Origin of the sequence: uncultured Allofournierella sp. (genome assembly GCA_944382705.1) — a bacterium.
Lineage (GTDB): Bacteria > Bacillota > Clostridia > Oscillospirales > Ruminococcaceae > Allofournierella.
The window spans coordinates 13,445-32,691 of record CALWNE010000006.1; the positions used below are offsets into that span (position 1 = coordinate 13,445).

A 19,247-nucleotide genomic window follows, 5' to 3' on the forward strand; every position below is an offset into this window, starting at 1 on the left:
GTGGCAGGTTTTGCAAAAACTGCCACAAAACAAAAAGAGAGCCTTTGCACTGCAAAGGCTCTCTTTTTTTATGTTTTATTGCAGGCGGATGTGACGGGGAACACCGTTCACAAAGATGGGCAGCTGCTCGCCCTGAATCAAGGGGCGGGCGTACCGCTCAAAGGCATCGGTGAGCTGGGTGCCGTCGGCGGTAATCCAGTCCTGAGGAATGACCTTTTCTTGGTTGGCTACCTGCTGCACATCCACGGTGTGGCACAGGGACTGATAGGGTGCATCCGACACACGCTGAATGGCGCTCATGCGGCCGGTCTCGCCGGCAATGGCAGCCTGCACACCGGCGCCGCCCACCTGGTAGGACTCGTTGATGTCGATGCGGCTGGTGAGGTGGCTGGCACACCGCTGCAGGGTGGACAGCTCAATGGCACGGGTCTTGCAGCCCAGATGTTTTTGAATCACACCGGCCAGGTAACGGCTGGTGCCGGAAAGGGCGGCCTTGTGGCCAAAGGCGTCCAGTGCGCCCTCCTCGCCCATTAAATCGCACAGGAACACGCCCTCGGGGGTTTTTACGCCTTCGCTGGCGGCAATGATGATGTTGTTCTTCTGCTTGCGGATTTTTTCCACCTGAGCCAGGAAGGTATCCTGACAGAAGGCAATCTCCGGCAGCAGAATCAAATCGGGGCCGTCGCAGTCGTCGCTCTTTGCAAGGCTGGAGCAGGCGGCCAGCCAGCCAGCATGGCGGCCCATGATTTCGGCCACGGTCACGCTTTGCAGGTCGTATACATTGGAGTCACAAATCAGTTCCTTCACAACGGTGGCAATAAACTTGCCGGCGCTGGCAAAACCAGGCGTATGGTCGGTGAGCATCAGGTCGTTGTCGATGGTTTTGGGCACACCGATAAAACGGATGGGGCTGCCGATGCGGCTGCCGTAAGCGGAAAGCTTTGCGATGGTATCCATGCTGTCGTTGCCGCCAATGTACAGCACTGCATCAATGGCGTACTTGGCAAAGATGGAAAACAAGGTTTGGTAAACGCCCTCGTCCTGCTCCGGGGTGGGCAGTTTGTACCGGCAGCTGCCCAGATAGGAGGAGGGGGTGCGTTTGAGCAGCTCGATGTTCAAATCGCTGCCCAACACCTGGTCCAGATCCACCAGTTTTTCCTGAAGCAGGCCCTGAATGCCGTACTGCATACCGTATACCTTACCAGCACCGTACTGGCGAGCAGTGGAGTACACACCGGCCAGGCTGGAGTTGATTACCGCAGTGGGGCCGCCGCTTTGGCCCACTAAAAAGTTCATACCCATTGTATTGTTACCGTCCTTTTTATTGCCGGGGGCATCCCGGCCAATCTATTAGCCGGGTATTATTTTATCGTATTTAGCCGGAAGGCACAAGAATTGCAGGTGATTTTGTAAAAAAGAATAGAGGAATTGGGATTTTCACACCGTTCTTCGGCGGGTTTGCCAGCCTTTATACCCAAATTGGGGATGGTGTGGCAATTTTAGGAGATGTTTGGATGGGTATCTCCAAAATCTTTTGGGCGGCAGGGCTGGTGCTGCCAAAATCCCGGTACCAGAACTTTTGGCGTGGGGCCGGCAGGGCATGGGCCAACCGGCAAAGAATGGCCCGCCCTCGCCGAAAAGGGGGAACAGGGAGCCTGCACCAGGGAACCGGAAAACTGGCCTTCGGGTGGCCCTGAAGCAAGGCACAGGGCAAAGAAAAAGTCCCACGGTTGTACCGTGGGACTTTTGAAAGGAAAGCGAAGGGAGATTAGCTGTTCTTTTTGCCCTTCAGGCTCTTCATGCGCATATCGTGGTTCAGGATACGCTTGCGGATGCGCAGATTTTCGGGGGTAACTTCCAGCAGCTCGTCGGGAGCCAGGAACTCCAGGCAGGCCTCCAGGCTGAACTTGGAAACAGGCACCAGACGCAGAGCGTCGTCGGAACCGGAAGCACGGGTGTTGGTGAGGTGCTTGGTTTTGCAGATGTTTACGCTGATGTCCTCGCCGGTGGCAGTGTAACCAATGACCATGCCCTCGTAGACCTTCTCGCCGGGGGTCACAATCAGGGTGCCACGGTTCTGGGCATTGTACAGACCGTAGGTAACAGCCTCGCCGGTTTCAAAGCTTACCAGGCTGCCGGTGCTGCGGCAGGAAATATCACCGCACCACTCATCGTAACCATCAAAGATGGTGTTCAGGATGCCCTCGCCATGGGTATCGGTGAGGAACTGGCTGCGGTAGCCGAACAGGCCACGGCTGGGCATACGGAACTCCAGGCGCACACGGGTGCCCATGGGCTCCATCTGCTGCAAAATGGCCTTGCGGGAGCCCAGAGCAGTCATAACAGCACCCTGGTACTCGGTGGGAGTATCCACAACCACACGCTCCATGGGCTCCATCAGCTTGCCGTCCTCCTCGTGGGTCAAAACCTTCGGGGGGCTTACCTGCAGCTCGTAGCCTTCACGGCGCATGGTTTCAATCAGGATGGACAGGTGCATTTCGCCACGGCCCATAACACGGAAGGAGTCGCTGGTGGCGGAGTCCTCAACCTTGAGGGCCACATCCTTCAGCAACTCACGCATCAGGCGGTCACGAATCTGACGGCTGGTAACGAACTTGCCTTCACGGCCAGCAAAGGGGCTGTCGTTCACAGAGAAGGTCATTTCCACAGTGGGATCGTTGATTTTAACAAAGGGCAGAGGCTCCACATTGGCGGGAGTGCACAGGGTGTTGCCGATGGTTACATCGGTAATGCCGCTGAATGCCACAATATCACCGGCGGAAGCTTCCTCGGCAGGCTCACGGCCATTGGCCTTGAACTCGTACAGCTTGGTGATACGGCCCTTAATGGAAACGCTGGGATCATGCCAGTCGCAAACCTGCACATCCTGGCCAACCTTCATGCGGCCATTCTGGATGCGGCCAATGCCGATACGGCCCACAAACTCGTTGTAATCCACGCTGGAGCACAGCATCTGGAAGGGGGCATCCGGGTCACCCTCAGGGCCACGCACATACTCCAGAATGGTGTCGAACAAGGGTTTCAGGTCGGTGCCGGGCACATCGGGGCTGTAGCTTGCGGTACCTGCACGGCCGGAGCAGAACACCATGGGGCTGTCCAGCTGTTCGTCGGTTGCGCCCAGATCCATGAGCAGCAGCAGAACCTCGTCGATAACCTCCTTGATGCGGGCATCGGGACGGTCAATCTTGTTAACGGCAATTACCAGGTTCAGATTCTGCTGCAAAGCCTTTTGCAGCACAAAACGGGTCTGGGGCATACAGCCTTCGGCAGCATCCACCAGCAGCAGAACACCGTTCACCATCTTGAGCACACGCTCAACCTCACCGCCGAAGTCGGCGTGACCAGGGGTGTCGACAATGTTGATTTTTACACCATTGTAGGTGGTGGAGCAGTTTTTGGCCAAAATGGTGATGCCGCGCTCCCGCTCGATGTCGCCGGAGTCCATCACACGCTCAGCAACCTGCTGATTTTCCCGGAAGGCACCGCTCTGCTTGAGCATCTGGTCCACCAGGGTGGTTTTGCCATGGTCAACATGGGCGATAATCGCAATGTTGCGCAAGTCTTTTCGTTCCATAGTTTTCCCTTTCTGATATTCGGTTCACTTCTATTACTACTATTATATAAACAGAGTTAGCAACGATACTTATACTAAAGCAGGAGAAAAGCTTTGTCAAGAATATACAAATAAATTTTCAATCCTTCATGCACACCTACAAAGGGATGGGAAGCTCTTGCAAGGGGGCTGGTTTTGGCAGCGAATTTGCAGTGTGCAGCAATCGATTTGGGATGAAGGGTGAAATAAAATGAAAAAAATTAAAAAAAGGGCTTGCATTTTTTGCAAACATTCGATATAATAAACGAGCTGAAACAACATGGACGGTTAGCTCAGCTGGTAGAGCATCTGCTTGACGTGCAGAGGGTCAGGGATTCGAGTTCCTTACCGTCCACCATAAGGCAGGGCGGGTATGCTGCTTGAGAAAGTAGTATGCCCGCTTTTTGTCTCCTTACATAGGAAATCAGATGAAAGCAGTTTTCCACACTCTAAGGGCTTCTTTGTGGAAAACTGCTTTTGCTATTTTAATCAACAAAACAGGCCCGCCCCTTTTGCAAAAGGAGCCGGGCCTGTTTTGTTTTTATCAAAGCATTTCCAGGAAGGCGGCGCAGCGGGTGCTGATTTGGCCCACATCGCTGGAAGAATAGTCGGTTTCGATGTACATATAGGGAATATCCTGCTGGGTGACGAATTCTTTTACCAGATGGGATTCCACGCTGTAGGTATGGCAGGCCTGCAAAACCACTTCCACCACACCGTCAATCTGGTACTCCTTCAAAAGACGGCCCAGCAGCTCAAACCGGTTGGGGTCCGGAGTCATGCAGGAGCAGCCGATGCTCAGGTACCGGTCTGCAATGGCCTTGTATACATCCGGCTCATTTTCGTCCACCAGCCGGTCCACCGCTTTAGCACCGCTGCAATTTTCGAAGCACACCACATTGCCGCCGTTTTCCTCAATGGCCTTTACAACCTTGAGGGCATTGCCGCCAATGGGGCAGCCGGTAATCAGGATACGGGGCTGTTTGGGCACCGGGCGGCTGCCTGCCTCGTACTCTGCCTGAATGCGGTCGGTGAGAGCATTTACCTCCTGAATGGCCTGCTGCCGGTTGAATTTAAAACCGGAACCGTACAGCACACTATACAGGCTGGAGCCAGGCATGGGGGGCGGGTCCAGCCGCATCAGCTCATAAAAACGGCGCAGGGCTTTGCGGTTTTCGTTGCACAGGCGCACCTGCTCCCAGAGCATTTCCTCGGTGATGGTAACGCCGAAGGTTTCTTCCAGGGTTTCTTTTAAGGCAATTACCTCCTGGCGCCAGAGCTCCTGCCCCACCTGAGACTGGCGGTTGGGCAACTCCATGACATGGGTCTTTTTAAAACGGCCCAGCAGCTCGTACATCTTCTTTTTGCCGTCGCAGGTGGTTTCGCCCACAATCAGATCGGAAAAATAAAAATAAGGGCACTTCTGGGTTTTGGCAAATCCATAGCTGGATTTTACCAGGGGGCACAGGTTGCGGGGCAGCTCCTGTTCGGCTTCCGGGATGGGCTCGTCCGAAAAGGAGCACAGGCCCACCGCCACTGCGCCAGCTGCCATAATTACTTCGGTGGGGGTGTAGGTGCAAAAGGTGCCCACAAAGCGAATGTTCTGCTTTTTGATTTCCAGAGCGTGCAAAAAGGAATTGCGCCGCTGCTGAGAAAATTCCTCAAAAATATCCGGCAGGGTTTGAATGATGTCCATACATTACTCTCCTTTGTAAAAAATTCGATTTAGGTATATAGATGGCAGGCCACAAAGTGGCCGGGATTGATTTGTTTCAGCGACGGCACCTGGGTGTGGCACCGGCTGGTGCATTGGGAACAGCGGGTAACAAAGGGGCAGCCGGTGGGGGTATGAAGGGGAGAGGGCAATTCACCGGACAGAATGGTTCCTTTGGGCTGACGGGCAATTTCAGGGTCCGGTATCGGTACCGCAGCCAGCAGGGCCTGGGTGTAGGGATGAGCCGGGGTTTTGTACAGATTGTGGCAGGGAGACAGTTCCACCAGATGACCCAGGTACATCACCGCAATGCAGTGGGAAATATGCTTGACAATGGCCAGGTCGTGGGCCACAAACAGCATGGTCAGATGCCGTTGCTGCTGTAGCCTGGTGAGCAGGTTGATGATTTGAGCCTGAACCGAAACATCCAGTGCAGAAACGGGTTCATCACAGAATAAAAATTCCGGTTCCACCGAGAGTGCCCGAGCAATGCCGATGCGCTGGCGCTGGCCGCCGGAAAATTCCGAAATGCTCCGCAGGGCGTGGTGGGCAGCCAGGCCCACCTGCTCCAGCAGCTGGGCAACCATTTGTTGCTCCTGGGCACGGCTGCTGGCCCGTTTGTGAATGCGGATGCCCTCGGCCAGAATGCCGTACACCGTTTGGCGAGGGTCCAGGGAGGAATAGGGGTCCTGAAAAATCATCTGCGCCTGGCTGGTGTGGGCAAAGCGTTCCCGGCGGGTCATGGTGTGGATGTTTTTGCCCCGGTACAACACCTGGCCGCCGGTGGGCCGCAGCATGCCCATGCAGGTTTTGCCGCAGGTGGTTTTACCACATCCGGATTCCCCCACAATGCCCAGGGTTTCGCCCGGATAAACCGAAAAGGAAACATGATTCACTGCTTTCAGGGTTTGCCCCCTGGGGGCTTTGTAGTATTTGCAGAGTTCCTGCACTTGCAGCAGTGGAGTGGTCATAGAGTGCTACCTCCTTCAAAAGCAGGACGGTTGTGGGCGGGCATTCTGGGATCACACAGCCAGCAGGCAGCCCGGTGCTCTGGAGAAAGCTGGGTGAAGGGGGGCATCTGTTGGGCGCAGATGTTCATAGCCCAGGGACAGCGGCTGCAAAACGGGCATCCGCTGGGCGGATGAATGGCATCCGGCAGCGTTCCTTCGATGGTGCTTAAAAGGGAGCCGCTCTCCTGGTCGATGCGGGGTACTGCATGGAGCAGGGCCCAGGTGTAGGGGTGCTGAGGGGTGTGGAACAGCTGGGTGCAGGGGCCTTCCTCCACAATTTTGCCTGCATACATCACCACAATGGTGTCCGCCATCTGGGCTACCACGCCCAGGTCATGGGTTACCAGCAGAATGGCCATGTGAATCTGCTGTTGCAGCTGAGCTAACAGAGCCAGAATCTGCGCCTGAATGGTAACATCCAGTGCGGTGGTGGGTTCGTCCGCAATCAGCAGCTGCGGTTTTGTAATGGCGGCGGCTGCAATCATGACCCGCTGCCGCATACCACCGGAAAGCTGGTGGGGATACCGTTTCATGCAGCTTTCGGCATCCGGAATGCCCACCAGCTGCAACATCTGGCACACCGCCTGGCGCAGCTGCGCCGGAGTAAGGCGGCAATCGGCATGGTTGCGCAGCCCTTCGGCAATTTGGCGCCCAATGGGCATGGTGGGATTCAGTGCCGAGGAAGCGTCCTGAAAAATCATGGAGACAGCTTTGCCACGGAACGACTGCCACTGCTTGGAAGTAAAGCGGGTTACATCCTGCCCGGAAAACACAATGGAGCTTTGGGGGTCTACCTGGCCGGGATGTTGAATCAAACCCATAAGAGAACGGCAGGTAACAGACTTGCCGCATCCGGATTCTCCCACCAGGGCGGTGGTACGCCCGGCTTGCAGGGAGAAATCGATGTTTCGTACCGAATGTACCTTGCCCAGCTGGGTTTGGTAGGAGATGCTGAGGTTTTGAACTTGTACCAATGGTTTCACAGCAAAATCCTCCGTTAAACAGGTTTTGGGTCCAGGGCACTGCGCAGTGCATCGCCCAGCAGATTGAAGCTCACCACCGTGAGCAGGATGAATAATCCCGGATAGACGGCCAGCTGGGGCTGGTCCAGAATATAGCTTTGTGCCTCTTGCAGCATACTGCCCCAGGAAGCATGGGGGATGGAGATGCCCAGCCCCAAAAAGCTAAGGGAGGATTCGGTGAGAATGGCGCTGGCAATGCCCAAACTGGCCGACACAATCACCGGCCCTGCAATGTTGGGGAGGATGTGGTGCAGGGTTACAAAAAAACCGCCGGCTCCCAGATTGCGGGAAGCTGCCACAAAATCCCGCTGCTTGAGGGAGAGGGTTTCGGCCCGTGTGATGCGAGCCACCGAAGCCCAGGAAAAAAGACTCAGCACCAAAATAAGGGTAGGAATACCGGGCTTTAACAGGGTGTTGAGCACAATCATCAGCAGCATGCTGGGCAGTGCCAGAAAAATATCCGTCAGACGCATGATAATCTGGTCTGGAATTCCGCCCACATAGCCGGAAAAAATTCCGATTACGGTGCCAATGCAGAGGGTGACTGCCATGGAACACATGCCAACCAACAAGGAGATTCGCCCCCCATACAGAATGCGGGTAAAGATATCCCGCCCGTAGGCATCGCAGCCAAACAGGTGCTGGGCACTGGCTGGAGCAAATTTTGCCGCCAGATTCAGCTTGTTGGGGTCGTAGGGGCTTAAAGGGGCAAGCAGAACGGCAAGCCCGATGACAACAAGAAACAGCAGGGAGAGCAGTGCCGGAAGGTTGCGTGTAAAAGTCAAAAGCAGTGGGTGCCTGGGCTGTTGATGAAGGCAAGCGCAGGGGGCGGCTTGCGGGGAACGAAAGGGCGAAAAGCTGCCTTCCGGCAGGGGATGAAGCTGTGTGGTCATGGTCAATTCTCCTTTTGAATTCGTGGGTCGGCCAAAGCGTACACCAAATCTGCCACCAGGTTGCCCACAACCAGGATAAAGCCGGACAGCATGACATACATCATGATGATGGGATAATCCCGCTTTCCGATGGCTTCCATGGCAAAGCTGCCAATACCGGGCCAGCCAAACACGCTTTCCACGATAAAGGAGCCGCACACCAGGGAGGCCAGATTCATGCCCAGCAGCGTAATGATGGGCAGTAAGGTGTTTTTGAGTACATGCCGGTGCAAAATCTGCCAGGAGGAACAGCCACGGGCCCGGGCAGCCAGCACATAATCCTCACCCATCTGCTGAACGGTGTTGGCCCGTACATAGCGGATTTTGGAGGCCATGGTGTCAAGGGCCAGGGTGAGTACCGGCATAATCATGTGCAGCAGGGTATCGGCCAGGGTGTTTATGCCCACCGTGTGCATGCCGGAGGAGGGCAGCCAGTGAAGGGTAGCAGTGAACAGGATAATCAGCAGAATGCCAAAGTAAAAGGGAGGGATGGACATACCCAGATAGGCAAAGCTGCTGATAAAATGATCAATCCAGGTGTTGCGTTTATAGCCTGCTACCAGCCCAAGGGGAACAGCCAGTGCCAGGGAAAGCGCCAAGGAGGTGCCCATGAGCAGAAGGGTGGAGGGCAAACGCTTGAGCAGCATGGGTGCCACAGGAGTTTTGTAAGAAAGGGAAACGCCGAAATTGCCCTGCAGCGCCTGCCCCAGCCAGGAGAAATAGCGTTGCATCATGGTTTGATCCAGCCCCAGTTTTTGAATTACCAGTTCCCGCTCTGCCTGGGTCATGTCTTGCGTAAGATACATGGAGGAAATATCGCCGGGAGCGGCCTCGATGACCGCAAAGGAAAAGAAGGAAATCAGCAAAAGAACCAGTGCAAGGCGCAGAGCCTTTATTGAAAAGCGTTTTATCATGGCAAAAGTCCTCGTTGGTAAAAAGGCTGCCCCCATTCCGAAGGATGGGAGGCAGCCAGATGGTTAAAATCAGCCGTTTACGGAGATGCTCAGATAGTCCACAAATTCCGGCACAATGGGGGTGCTGTCCAGACCAGTGACATACTTTTGAGAGACCATCACATAGTTGGTGTAGGTGAGGGGGTAGATGCGATGCTCGCCCAGAGCCTTCTCCATCAGTTCATCGGTGAGCTTGCGAGCCTGCTCCAGATCGGTGGTGGAGTTGATTTGCTTAGCCAGTTCGCCGCAGGCATTGGTCAGGCCCCAGGCATCACTGGGCTGGTTCAGGTAGCTGTATGCCTGGTTGAGGGTGGAGCCACGCATGGAGTCCCAGCCGTTGGTGCCCAGGTCCCAGGTGGTTTCCTGCCCGTTGAAGTTGTAGGAGGAGGCAGCGAAGAAACGGGGGAAGAAGGAGGAGGAATCCATGCCTTCGATGTTTAGGTTTACCCCGATTTGTGCCAGCTGCTGCTGCAGAACCACAGCCACCGCTTCCATGTTGGGGCGGTCTGCATTATAAATGTAAGTAAGAGTCATGCCGGTCAGGCCGGATTCATCCGCCAGCTGCTTGGCCTTTTCCAGGTCATACACATAGTCGGGTGTATTGGCGTTGTACAGGCTCATTTCCGGGGTAAGCAGAGAGTTGGGGTTGGTTGCCAGCTCCTGGGAACCATAGGCGCCGTCAATGACCTCGTCGCCGTTGATGGCGTAGAACAGAGCTTCCCGCTGGGCATCGTTCAGGGAGGCGGGGCCAAAGGGATTTACCTGGAGGTAGTTCAGACGAGCTTCCGGGAAGGAGTAAAGATTGTACTTTTCTGGTTGTGCCTGGTATTTTTCCAGCTCGTCCACTGTGGTAATGCGCATATAGTCGATTTCGCCGTTTTCAAAGGCAATGGCACGGGTAGAACCGGAGCCAATTACCTTCATTACCAGGGTTTTGATGGAGGGAGTACCCCGGTAATAATCCTCTCGGGCGGTACACACAAAGCTGTCTTCGTTAATCTCGCTCACCACATAGGCACCAGAGGTTACAAAGCCGGGCTTGCTGTAATAATCGCCGCAGTTTTCCAGCTTGGCAGGGTCGCCGTCAAAAATATGGGCGGGGTATACATTCATGCCGGACAGCAGCACAATCTCATAATTGTAGGGTTCCGGCAGCACAAACTCCATGGTTTTGTCATCCACGATGTTCATGGTACCCTCCACACCGTTTACCCGTACATACCGGTTGTATCCATAGCGGTGTACCGAGTAGTCGGCGCAGAATTGCAGGTCGGCCGTGGTAATGGGAGTACCATCGGACCAGGTGGCATCCTCCCGCAGATGGACGGTGTAGGTGAGGCCATCCTCCGAAATGGTAAGCTCATCGGCCAGGTAGTAGTCCAGGCCACCATCTGTATTTTCCAGAAAGAGCTTGTCGTACAGGGGGCGAGTCATGGAGGTGTAATCGTCCGAACCGCCGGAATGGGGGGCCAGGGTGTCGGGCATATAGCTGATGGCAGTGGTAAAGGTATCCCGCTGGACGCTCACGGACTGGTTGGAAGATTGGCTGTTGCCGGTTTGAGAAACCGAGCTGGAAGCTGTGCTGCCGCAAGCAGTGGTCAAAGCCAGCGAAATGGCCAGCAGGGCCGCAAAAATCGATCGTTTCATTAAGAATTAAATCCTTTCGTTGTAGTTTTAAAAAGTGTACGATGGGCAAAGCGATACCCCTAGCCAACAAACAAGCAGGGGGATGATTCGATAAAATTTTACCATAGCATGAGTGATTCGTCTAATTGTTTTTCTGAATGATGTTGCCGCTTTGCATTGATTTTTTCGCTTAAAAGAATGACTTTTGCCGAATAAAACAAAACCAGAACACAAGGCAGGAACAGGGGGACTGAAACATGGGACAAAGGGCAAAAATATATGGTTCTTTTATATGAATTATGCTATACTGTATCCGTATGAACGTAACACAAGAAAGAGTGTGAGGCTTTTTTCATGGATAAACGAAATCTTATGCGCTATTTTTCTGGCAATGCGCTAAAACATATGCCGCTGGGCAAGGTGCTGGCGGCTTTATTTTGTGTCATGCTGATTGTGCTGGGAACGGGTGTGGGTATTGCGCTTACCGTGGTAAATGCGGCCAATACTTCTGGCGTTGACTCATCGGTTAGCCAGGTGGTTGTAACCCCTACCCCTCAGCCCACCGCAACTGCCACACCGGAACCCACGGCCGAGCCGGTTCAGCTGGCTATTGAGGCAACCGCAGTGCAGCAAAGCATTGGCATTACCCTGATGAATGTGGCACAGGATATGCCCATGCTGGGAACAGCCTTTGACATTACGCTGGCCTATGAGCCGGCGAAGGGGTCTGACCAGAAGGCCGAAACCGAAACCCACCAAATTGACCCAAAGACAGGTACTCTGTTGATTGAAAATGCGGCAATCGGTTCCTACACCATCACCGTGGACCAGGTGGAAGGCTATGTAATGCCGGAGCCCACTGTGTTGGAAGTAACCGAAAAAGTGGAATATAAGGCCGATGTGGACGCAGTTAAGGATCAAATCAAACAGTCCGACGAGGTAAACGAAGCGGAGGAGGACAACGGAAAGAACTCCCATGTGGGTGCAGGCAGCGGCAGCGGTGCAGACCCCATGGCCACCCCGGTTCCGCCCACCCAAGCGCCCACAGAGGAGCCCACCGCTACCCCCGTTCCCACCCAGGCGCCTACCCAGGCGCCCTCCGGCAACGACTACAGCTACAATGAATCCAGTGTAGAGGAAAAGTGGACAACCGTTTATATTGCCCAAACCAAAACAGAGGGGGACCGGAAGTATCTGCTGTATACAGATGGTACCGTTAGCCCCTACTACATAACCAAAACTGCAAAAGCACAGGATGGAACGGAGTTTTTGGTGCAGGCTACCCTGGACGAAAGCAAGGTGAATACCCCTACCCAGCAGCCCACCCAGGAGCCTACCGAGCAGCCGGTTGCATCCCAGTCTGTACAGTCGGCTTCCGAAAGTGCAGATTCTGCTTCCCGGTCCATTTCCGGCCCGGCGGCGTTCCTGATGCAGCTGGATGCTGGCCGATTTGCCCGGAGCTTTTTGGGCGCCGGTGCTGCGGCGCAGTCCCGTGCACTGGAAGCAGTGCTCACCTTTTACGATGAAGCTGCCATGCAGGGCATTGCCCACGAAGGATTTATGGTAACGGGGCAGGAAAAGGTTATTACTACCCTTTATTCTGGATGGTACCCCAGTGTGGAGGACAAGCAGGCTTACTATGACCCGGACACCCACAAGAAGGTGACCGGAACCAAGGTGATTGCAGGGGTTAGCTACCAGTTTGATGCCAATGGCCAGCTGGTAAAGGCCACCGCCACCCCCGCACCCACCGCCACCCCCACCCCTGAGCCCACTGCTACACCGGTGCCTGCACCCACGCAGGCACCCAGCATCTGGACAAAGGGCGTGGATGTTTCCAAGTATCAGGGAGTAATCGACTGGAACCAGGTTAAGGCTTCCGGCATTGAGTTTGCCATCATCCGTGTTGGCTACCGTGGTTACGGCAGCGGTGTTCTGGTTGAGGACTCTATGTTTAAACGGAACATCCAGGGTGCGCAGGCAGCTGGCTTGAAAATTGGCCTGTATTTTTACAGCCAGGCCATTAACGAGGCAGAAGCTGTGGAAGAAGCCAGCATGGTGGTAAGTCTGTGCCGGGGCTACAACATTCAGTATCCCATTTATTTTGATACCGAAAAAGTATCGGGCGATACCGGCCGTGCTGATACAATCAGCCGCACCCAGCGTACCGCCAATGCTGTGGCGTTCTGCGAGACCATTCGCAACGCAGGCTACACTCCCGGCGTTTACAGCTATGCGGATTGGTTCTATAACAAGCTGAACATGGCAAACCTTACCAAATACAGCATCTGGATTGCCCAATACCGGGACCAGCTGTCCTTTGATTACAACTATGATATCTGGCAGTACAGCAGTACCGGCAAGGTTCCTGGCATTCCCATGGACAGCGACATGAATGTGAGCAAGCTGGGATGATGTATTACCTCTTGCTCTGGTAAGCAGTAAAGCCTCCGGCCCATCTTATGCAAAGAGTGGCCGGGGGCTTTTTGCGTGCATGGGCAAAGCAATAATTTACAGCGGGAATTTCATTGACATTGGGTAGCAACTGTGCGATAATAAAAAAATACGAGAAGCCTGGCTTTGCAGCCCGGCGGCTCTTTCCAAACAGGACACATGCAGCGCACTTGGGCTATTTGGAATCTTCCGGATAGCTGGGTGCGCTTTTTTGTATGGCTTTTGCCACAAACCAAATCATTTTTTAATAAACGAGGATATGGAATGACCAAAACATTTTTTCATCAGATGGAACTTACCCCTGCCATGGAAAAGGCGATTCAGCGCATGGGTTTTGAGGCTGCAACCCCTATTCAGGCACAGGCAATTCCGGTAATCCGCACCGGTGCAGATGTGATTGCCCGCTCTCGCACCGGCACCGGCAAGACTGTGGCCTTTGCCATTCCCGCACTGGAGCGGGTGGATACCAGCGAAAAAGCAGGCATCCAGGTGCTAGTGCTTTGCCCCACCCGTGAGCTGGCGATGCAGGCTACAGAGGAAATTCAGCGGCTGGCCCGCTTCCAGGAGGGCATCCGCCCGGTTGCCATCTACGGCGGCGCCCGTATTGATAAGCAGTGTATTGCCTTGCGCCGTGCCAATGTGGTGGTGGGCACCCCTGGCCGTGTGATGGATCATATGCGCCGTAAGAGCCTGAAACTGGCTGACCTGAAGATGGTGGTGCTGGACGAGGCCGATGAGATGCTGAACATGGGCTTTAAGGAGGATATTGAAACCATCCTGTCCGAAACACCGGAGCAGCGCCAGACCGTGCTGTTTTCGGCCACTATGCCCCCGGCCATTTTAAAGATTACCCATCAATTCCAGAAACAGCCCCAGATGATTCAGGCAGATGACCAGCAGCACCACGAGGAAAGCCGCATTCAGCAGCGGTACATTGCGGTGCCCCACAGCCAAAAGAAAGCCGCTCTTTCTTTGCTGCTGCGCTACTACGACCCCAGCCGGGCCATTGTGTTCTGCGGCACCAAAAAGATGGCGGATGAACTCTGTCAGGACCTGGAGGAGCAGGGCATCAGTGCCCAGAGCCTGCACAGCGACATCAAGCAGGATCAGCGCACCGCTGTGATGCGCAGCTTTAAAAGCGGCAAAACCACCGTGCTGGTGGCAACGGATATTGCTGCCCGTGGCATTGATGTGAACGATGTGGAGTGTGTGTTCAACTACGATCTGCCCCAAAACAAGGAGCACTACATCCATCGCATTGGCCGTACCGGACGGGCGGGCAAAAGCGGCGTGAGCGTAACCATCTGCACCAGCCGCAGAGAGGCTGCGGAGCTGGAGTATATGTCCGGCCGTCAGGCCCAGGAAATGCCCATTCCCTCCACACAGGATATTCAGGAGCGGAGCGCTGCCCAGATGGCCTGTGCAGTGGAGTCGGTGCTGGATGGAGCTGTGGCAGAGGTCTTTGGTCTGGTGGTTAAGGAGCTGCGTCAAAAGGGATATTCTCCTGAACAGATTGCCCAGGCCGCCCTGGCTTTGCACTATGGCAGCCAGATGCAGCCGGTGGAGCAGGTGTGCAGCCTGGCCGAAAAGGCAGCCCGCAAGGGCAGCGGTGCCTACCGGGCCATCCAGCTGGATATTGGCCGCCGCCATAAAGTAGGGGTGAACCATCTGGTGGGAGCCATTACCGAGCAGGCGGGTATTACCTCCAAGCAGGTGGGCCGCATTGATATTTTGGATGAGGAGTGCCTGCTGGAAGTGGAGGCTGGATGCCTGGAGCAGGTTTTGGAGTCCATGCAGGGGGCACGCATCTGTGGCCGCACGGTGTATGCAGTGCCCTCCGAACGCAAACCCCAGGGGCGGCCCAGCCGTCGTGGAACATCCCAGAAGTCCCAACAGGATGCACACCGTGCAGCCCGTAGTTCCCGCAATGCGTTCCAGCGAGAGCACAAGGAACGCCGGCGCAAGCGCAGATAAGCCGGAAACCGGCAAAAACCCCGTAAAAATTGCGGTTTTTTGGCAAAATGCGCATAAATCCATGGTAAATATTGTGTTGTTTATTCATTGACGAAGTTTTTGTCAGGTATTATAATACTAACAACATTGCGATGCATTTTTTCAGGGACCCCGGCAGGCTCCTTTTATGCAAGGGAGTGTGCCGGGGCCTTTTGTATCCTTTTTTACACAGCGTGCAGAATGGATGCAACGCCAAGGAAGAATGTTGCGATTTGGCAAATATGCTAATGTTTACAGGAAAAGACTGGAATATTTGCCATTGACAAACCATAAAGAAACTTGGTATGATTGAATGCAAGGAAGCAACCTGGCAATTACAGAACATGAGGGTGCCAATGCATGAAACCAATCACCCCAAAAACTGTTTCTGATGCAAAGCAGGGGAGCCAAGCAGAATTGGCTGCACTGGTGGCACATATGATGCCTTGTATCCGCCATAACGCCGCACAGAATGTGGGGCCAGGGCTGGAATTTGAGGACGCTGTGCAGGAAGGGGTAATCGCCCTGTTCCAGGCCATCTGTACTTATCAGGAGCAGCAAGGTGCCAGCTTTGAAACCTATGCTGCTGTTTGCATCCGCAATGGTATCGTTGCAGCAAGGCGTGCTGCCCAGCGCAAAAAGCATGGGCCGCTGAATTACAGCCTGCCTCTCAACGAGCAAACACCAACTCCAGGGCCGGAGGAATTGGCCATTCAGCAGGAGGGTCTTAATCACACTCTGGAGCTTATCCAAACCCAGCTGTCAGACCTGGAACAAACTGTTCTGGAACTTACACTGGATGGAAACAACAGTTCTCGGATTGCACAGAAATTGGGCTGTACACAAAAAACAGTGGAGAATGCCTTGTTCCGTGCCCGCCGAAAACTCCGCCGCAGCCAGCAAATGCGGCCTTAACAATGGTTATAAGCCACAAGGGCTTATACAAATATTATTTTCTGCCCCGGTAGCTTAACATTTAGAGCATTGGTCAAACCAAAGGTGACGGTTGAAATCCTTCCTTGGGCAAATTACAAATGCAGAGGAGATAACTAGCATGTACGAAGATAAGACCCTGGTATGCAAAGATTGCGGCAAGGAATTTGTATTTACCGCCGGTGAGCAGGAGTTCTACGCAAGCCGTGGCTTCGAGAACGAGCCCCAGCGCTGCAAAGGCTGCCGTGACGCTCGCAAGAACGCCACCCGCACCACCCGTGAGATGTTCGACGCCACCTGCGCTGCTTGTGGCAGTGTAGCTCGCGTTCCCTTCCAGCCCCGCGAGGACCGTCCTGTATACTGCAGCGAGTGCTTCGCAAAGATGAAGGAGAACTAATCACATTAAAACTGTGATGTTTTCGAGGACGCCTGAGAAATCAGGCGTCCTTTTTTGTGCAAACGCAGAGCCTTGGCTTGACGAAAAAATAGATTGTAGTATACACTAAAACTATCTGTGTTTTTATGCCAAACGGCAAAACAAAAGGGCAGAATATACATTATTATAATAGTGATATTTGATATACAGGGAGGGAAAGCAACCATGACTGCATCGGGCCGTCAAAACCATTGCAGCAAAAAAACGCTGGCGGCTGGCCTTGTACTGGCGCTGCTTACGGCGCTGGCGCTGTGCTGGTGTGGCTATGCGTTTGTACGCCATGTGGACGACCAGTCCAAGTATGTTCAGGTGCATGAGTTTTACACCGAAGATCAAATCATGACGGCAACAGACCCCGCACAAGGGTGGCTGCAAACCATTCAGGCTGGGCCCGAAACGCCGCTGTATGGCGTTCGGCTCTACTTTACCACCTTTAACCGGGTAGTGCGGGGCACCCTGTATGTGGACCTGCTGGACGAAAGCGGCCAGAAGCTGGCACAGGGCGTGTGCGATATGACCGAAATTATAGGGCTGGATTACCAGGCGATTTTGTTTGAAAAAGCTGTTTATCCTACCCAGGCGGCCACCCAATACACGCTGCATATCTACTACCAGCCCCAGACAGCGGAGGATGTGCTGGGGCTTTTGTACGGCACCGGTGAGATGCCCCAGCTGGAGCTGGACGAAAACGGGATTCCCTTGCTGGACGAAAACACGCCTGCCGGTTTGAATGCGGCAAACAGCAAGTTTCCACTGGTGGATGCAGCCACCGGAACCGGACCTCAGGCCACGGCGGCTATCCAGTACCTGGTGAATTACAGCGGTCAGATTGGAATGCTGATTTTTGCGCCGGTGGCGGTGCTGGTGTTCTGTGCCGTACTGGGCGGTTGGTGGCTGTTGTTCTGTAAATCCAGCCCTTTATGGGTTTGCTTTGCTTGGGTGGGTGGATGCCTGTGCGCTGCCTATCTTTGGGTAACACCTCCCATGGCTGGGCCGGATGAATACACCCATCTGGCAGCCTCTTACTCTATGGCCAGCCAGATGATGGGCCAGGAAGGAGCCTATGCAGGCCAGGATGAACAGGGCAATACGGTAAGTCTGCTGCCCATGCGCAGCTGTGATGCACCCCATATGAGAAACCGCTCGGGCCAGGGGAGTATTTTTGCCTACAAGGCCATTCTGGATGATGCAGAAAACACATGGGGCAACCAAGGGGAGCTTACCCACACAGCCAAGGTGGTAATTTCGGACCGATTGCAGCCGGTGCTTCAGCTGCCCAGTGCCCTTGGCATTCTGGTTGCACGGCTGCTGGGTCTTGGGTTTTACCCCATGCTGATGCTGGGCCGTGGATTCAGTGCGGCGGTGTATCTGGCACTTATGAGCTGGGCCGTGGCAAAAATGCCCTATAAGCCGGGCTTGCTGTGTGCGGCAGCACTGATGCCTATGGGGATGGAGCTGGCGGCCTGTTTTTCCACCGATACCATGATTTTGGGCATGAGCTTTTTGTTCATCAGCCTTTGTTTGAACTCCATTCAGCAGTCAAAGCCTGTTTCGCTGGCAAGACAGGGCATTTTGCTGGTTTTGGCAACCTGCCTTGCTCCGGCGAAGGCGGTTTATGTGCTGCTTATAGCACTGGCGCTGTTGATTCCGGCACAAAATCTTGGTGGCCGGCGCAGGTCGATTGCATTCAAGATTCTCCTGTGCGGGGTCAGTGCGATGGTATGGCTGGGAGCCAATCTCCAGACAGTGGTTTACCTGGTGCAGGGGATAGGTCTCTGGGTGGTTGCGGCCGGGGGCTTTGCTGGCCTTGCAGGCATAGCTGCCCTTGTTTGGCTCTGGCGTAAGCTGGAAGGCAAACCGGACCTGCGCCGTTGGCTTCTGCTGGCAGGTGCGGGCCTTGCAGCCCTTGGGCTATCTGCGCTGCTGTGGAAGATGCAGCACGGCCCCATGCATTTTACCGAAGCGGACATTCTGGCCAACATGAAAGAAAACGGCGATTGCAGCATTGTGTACAATCTGGGCTATACCCTGAGCAATCTGCCTCGGGTGATACGGCTGCTGGCCAATACCTTTACCCGGCAGATGCCGGTCTATCTGCAAGGTTTGGTGGGAGCGCTGCCAGGCGAGCCCATTGTGCACCATCTAGAGCTTAGCTGGATTACCACCATGGGGTTGCTGCTGGTGCTGGTCATCAGCGGTTTGCCTGTGCAGGGAGAGACTGGGCAGCCCAGCAAAAAGGTATGCCGGAGCATGGGGGCTATCTTGGCCGGTGTGGCCCTGCTGATTGTGATGGCGGCCCTCTCCTGGACACCGGCAAACTACCAGGTGATTTTTGGCATTCAGGGCCGTTATCTGCTGCCGGTGCTGCCCTTGGGGCTTGTGCTGCTGGGCCAAACCAAGATGGTTCAGGTTACACGGGATGCAGCACGGCCGCTTTGCTTGGCCAGTGCCTGCCTGGGCTCGGCAGCAGTGGTGGAAAGCCTGCTGCTGTTTTGCGGGGTATAATAGTTGCAAAAACCTGTAAAATTGGATATAGTATAATCAATAAGTGCAATCTGCTTG

Annotated in this window: 13 protein-coding genes and 1 tRNA gene; 6 read left to right on the forward strand and 8 right to left on the reverse strand. The window is 54.5% G+C overall.

Features of this window, described 5'->3' with window-relative positions; translation table 11 throughout:
- Window positions 1-75: 75 nt before the first annotated feature.
- On the reverse strand, window positions 76-1,302 hold the full coding sequence (locus ACH2EM_RS00415) for a 6-phosphofructokinase (protein WP_395150048.1): 1,227 nt from the start codon (window positions 1,300-1,302) through the stop codon (window positions 76-78).
- A gap of 466 nt (window positions 1,303-1,768) precedes the next feature.
- Window positions 1,769-3,595: a translational GTPase TypA gene (gene typA, locus ACH2EM_RS00420; protein ID WP_395150049.1), complete on the reverse strand. Its 1,827-nt coding sequence runs from the start codon at window positions 3,593-3,595 to the stop codon at window positions 1,769-1,771.
- Window positions 3,596-3,895: 300 nt separating this feature from the next.
- Here typA and ACH2EM_RS00425 point away from each other — a divergent pair.
- A tRNA-Val gene (locus ACH2EM_RS00425) sits at window positions 3,896-3,971 on the forward strand.
- A 186-nt stretch (window positions 3,972-4,157) separates the two neighbouring features.
- Here the strand turns inward: ACH2EM_RS00425 and ACH2EM_RS00430 are convergent.
- The 6 genes from ACH2EM_RS00430 to ACH2EM_RS00455 all read right to left on the reverse strand — a co-directional run bounded on the left by ACH2EM_RS00430 (window position 4,158) and on the right by ACH2EM_RS00455 (window position 10,891).
- Entirely contained in the window at window positions 4,158-5,309 is a 1,152-nt protein-coding gene (locus tag ACH2EM_RS00430) for a double-cubane-cluster-containing anaerobic reductase (RefSeq protein ID WP_395150050.1), read from the reverse strand.
- 29 nt (window positions 5,310-5,338) lie between these two features.
- Entirely contained in the window at window positions 5,339-6,298 is a 960-nt protein-coding gene (locus ACH2EM_RS00435; RefSeq protein WP_395150051.1) for an ABC transporter ATP-binding protein, read from the reverse strand.
- Window positions 6,295-7,320 (reverse strand): ABC transporter ATP-binding protein, encoded by a 1,026-nt coding sequence (locus tag ACH2EM_RS00440; protein ID WP_395150052.1) that lies wholly within the window; start codon window positions 7,318-7,320, stop codon window positions 6,295-6,297. Before ACH2EM_RS00440 ends, ACH2EM_RS00435 begins: the two co-directional genes overlap by 4 nt.
- A gap of 14 nt (window positions 7,321-7,334) precedes the next feature.
- Entirely contained in the window at window positions 7,335-8,252 is a 918-nt protein-coding gene (locus ACH2EM_RS00445) for an ABC transporter permease (RefSeq protein WP_395150053.1), read from the reverse strand.
- Between the two features lie 2 nt (window positions 8,253-8,254).
- Entirely contained in the window at window positions 8,255-9,205 is a 951-nt protein-coding gene (locus ACH2EM_RS00450; protein WP_395150054.1) for an ABC transporter permease, read from the reverse strand.
- A gap of 69 nt (window positions 9,206-9,274) precedes the next feature.
- Window positions 9,275-10,891 (reverse strand): ABC transporter substrate-binding protein, encoded by a 1,617-nt coding sequence (locus ACH2EM_RS00455; protein ID WP_395150055.1) that lies wholly within the window; start codon window positions 10,889-10,891, stop codon window positions 9,275-9,277.
- Between the two features lie 333 nt (window positions 10,892-11,224).
- Here ACH2EM_RS00455 and ACH2EM_RS00460 point away from each other — a divergent pair, with 333 nt between their 5' ends.
- From ACH2EM_RS00460 to ACH2EM_RS00480, 5 genes are all read left to right on the forward strand, one after another.
- Window positions 11,225-13,285 (forward strand): glycoside hydrolase family 25 protein, encoded by a 2,061-nt coding sequence (locus ACH2EM_RS00460; protein ID WP_395150056.1) that lies wholly within the window; start codon window positions 11,225-11,227, stop codon window positions 13,283-13,285.
- A gap of 303 nt (window positions 13,286-13,588) precedes the next feature.
- Window positions 13,589-15,298 carry a DEAD/DEAH box helicase gene (locus ACH2EM_RS00465; RefSeq protein ID WP_395150057.1) on the forward strand — a complete coding sequence of 570 codons (1,710 nt, stop codon included), beginning with the start codon at window positions 13,589-13,591 and terminating at the stop codon, window positions 15,296-15,298.
- Window positions 15,299-15,676: 378 nt separating this feature from the next.
- Window positions 15,677-16,231 carry a sigma-70 family RNA polymerase sigma factor gene (locus tag ACH2EM_RS00470; RefSeq protein ID WP_395150058.1) on the forward strand — a complete coding sequence of 185 codons (555 nt, stop codon included), beginning with the start codon at window positions 15,677-15,679 and terminating at the stop codon, window positions 16,229-16,231.
- 139 nt (window positions 16,232-16,370) lie between these two features.
- Window positions 16,371-16,646, forward strand: coding sequence for a zinc-ribbon domain containing protein (locus ACH2EM_RS00475; RefSeq protein ID WP_395150059.1), 276 nt, complete (start codon window positions 16,371-16,373; stop codon window positions 16,644-16,646).
- A 204-nt stretch (window positions 16,647-16,850) separates the two neighbouring features.
- Entirely contained in the window at window positions 16,851-19,190 is a 2,340-nt protein-coding gene (locus ACH2EM_RS00480; protein ID WP_395150061.1) for a DUF2142 domain-containing protein, read from the forward strand.
- The last annotated feature ends 57 nt before the right edge of the window (window positions 19,191-19,247 follow it).

What these genes read in the sequence shown, in the direction of transcription:
- ACH2EM_RS00415 (WP_395150048.1), bottom strand. Translation starts at nt 1,302, where the DNA reads ATGGGTATGAACTTTTTAGTGGGCCAAAGCGGCGGCCCCACTGCGGTA.
- typA (WP_395150049.1), bottom strand. Translation starts at nt 3,595, where the DNA reads ATGGAACGAAAAGACTTGCGCAACATTGCGATTATCGCCCATGTTGAC.
- ACH2EM_RS00430 (WP_395150050.1), bottom strand. Translation starts at nt 5,309, where the DNA reads ATGGACATCATTCAAACCCTGCCGGATATTTTTGAGGAATTTTCTCAG.
- ACH2EM_RS00435 (WP_395150051.1), bottom strand. Translation starts at nt 6,298, where the DNA reads ATGACCACTCCACTGCTGCAAGTGCAGGAACTCTGCAAATACTACAAA.
- ACH2EM_RS00445 (WP_395150053.1), bottom strand. Translation starts at nt 8,252, where the DNA reads ATGACCACACAGCTTCATCCCCTGCCGGAAGGCAGCTTTTCGCCCTTT.
- ACH2EM_RS00450 (WP_395150054.1), bottom strand. Translation starts at nt 9,205, where the DNA reads ATGATAAAACGCTTTTCAATAAAGGCTCTGCGCCTTGCACTGGTTCTT.
- ACH2EM_RS00455 (WP_395150055.1), bottom strand. Translation starts at nt 10,891, where the DNA reads ATGAAACGATCGATTTTTGCGGCCCTGCTGGCCATTTCGCTGGCTTTG.
- ACH2EM_RS00460 (WP_395150056.1), top strand. Translation starts at nt 11,225, where the DNA reads ATGGATAAACGAAATCTTATGCGCTATTTTTCTGGCAATGCGCTAAAA.
- ACH2EM_RS00465 (WP_395150057.1), top strand. Translation starts at nt 13,589, where the DNA reads ATGACCAAAACATTTTTTCATCAGATGGAACTTACCCCTGCCATGGAA.
- ACH2EM_RS00470 (WP_395150058.1), top strand. Translation starts at nt 15,677, where the DNA reads ATGAAACCAATCACCCCAAAAACTGTTTCTGATGCAAAGCAGGGGAGC.
- ACH2EM_RS00475 (WP_395150059.1), top strand. Translation starts at nt 16,371, where the DNA reads ATGTACGAAGATAAGACCCTGGTATGCAAAGATTGCGGCAAGGAATTT.
- ACH2EM_RS00480 (WP_395150061.1), top strand. Translation starts at nt 16,851, where the DNA reads ATGACTGCATCGGGCCGTCAAAACCATTGCAGCAAAAAAACGCTGGCG.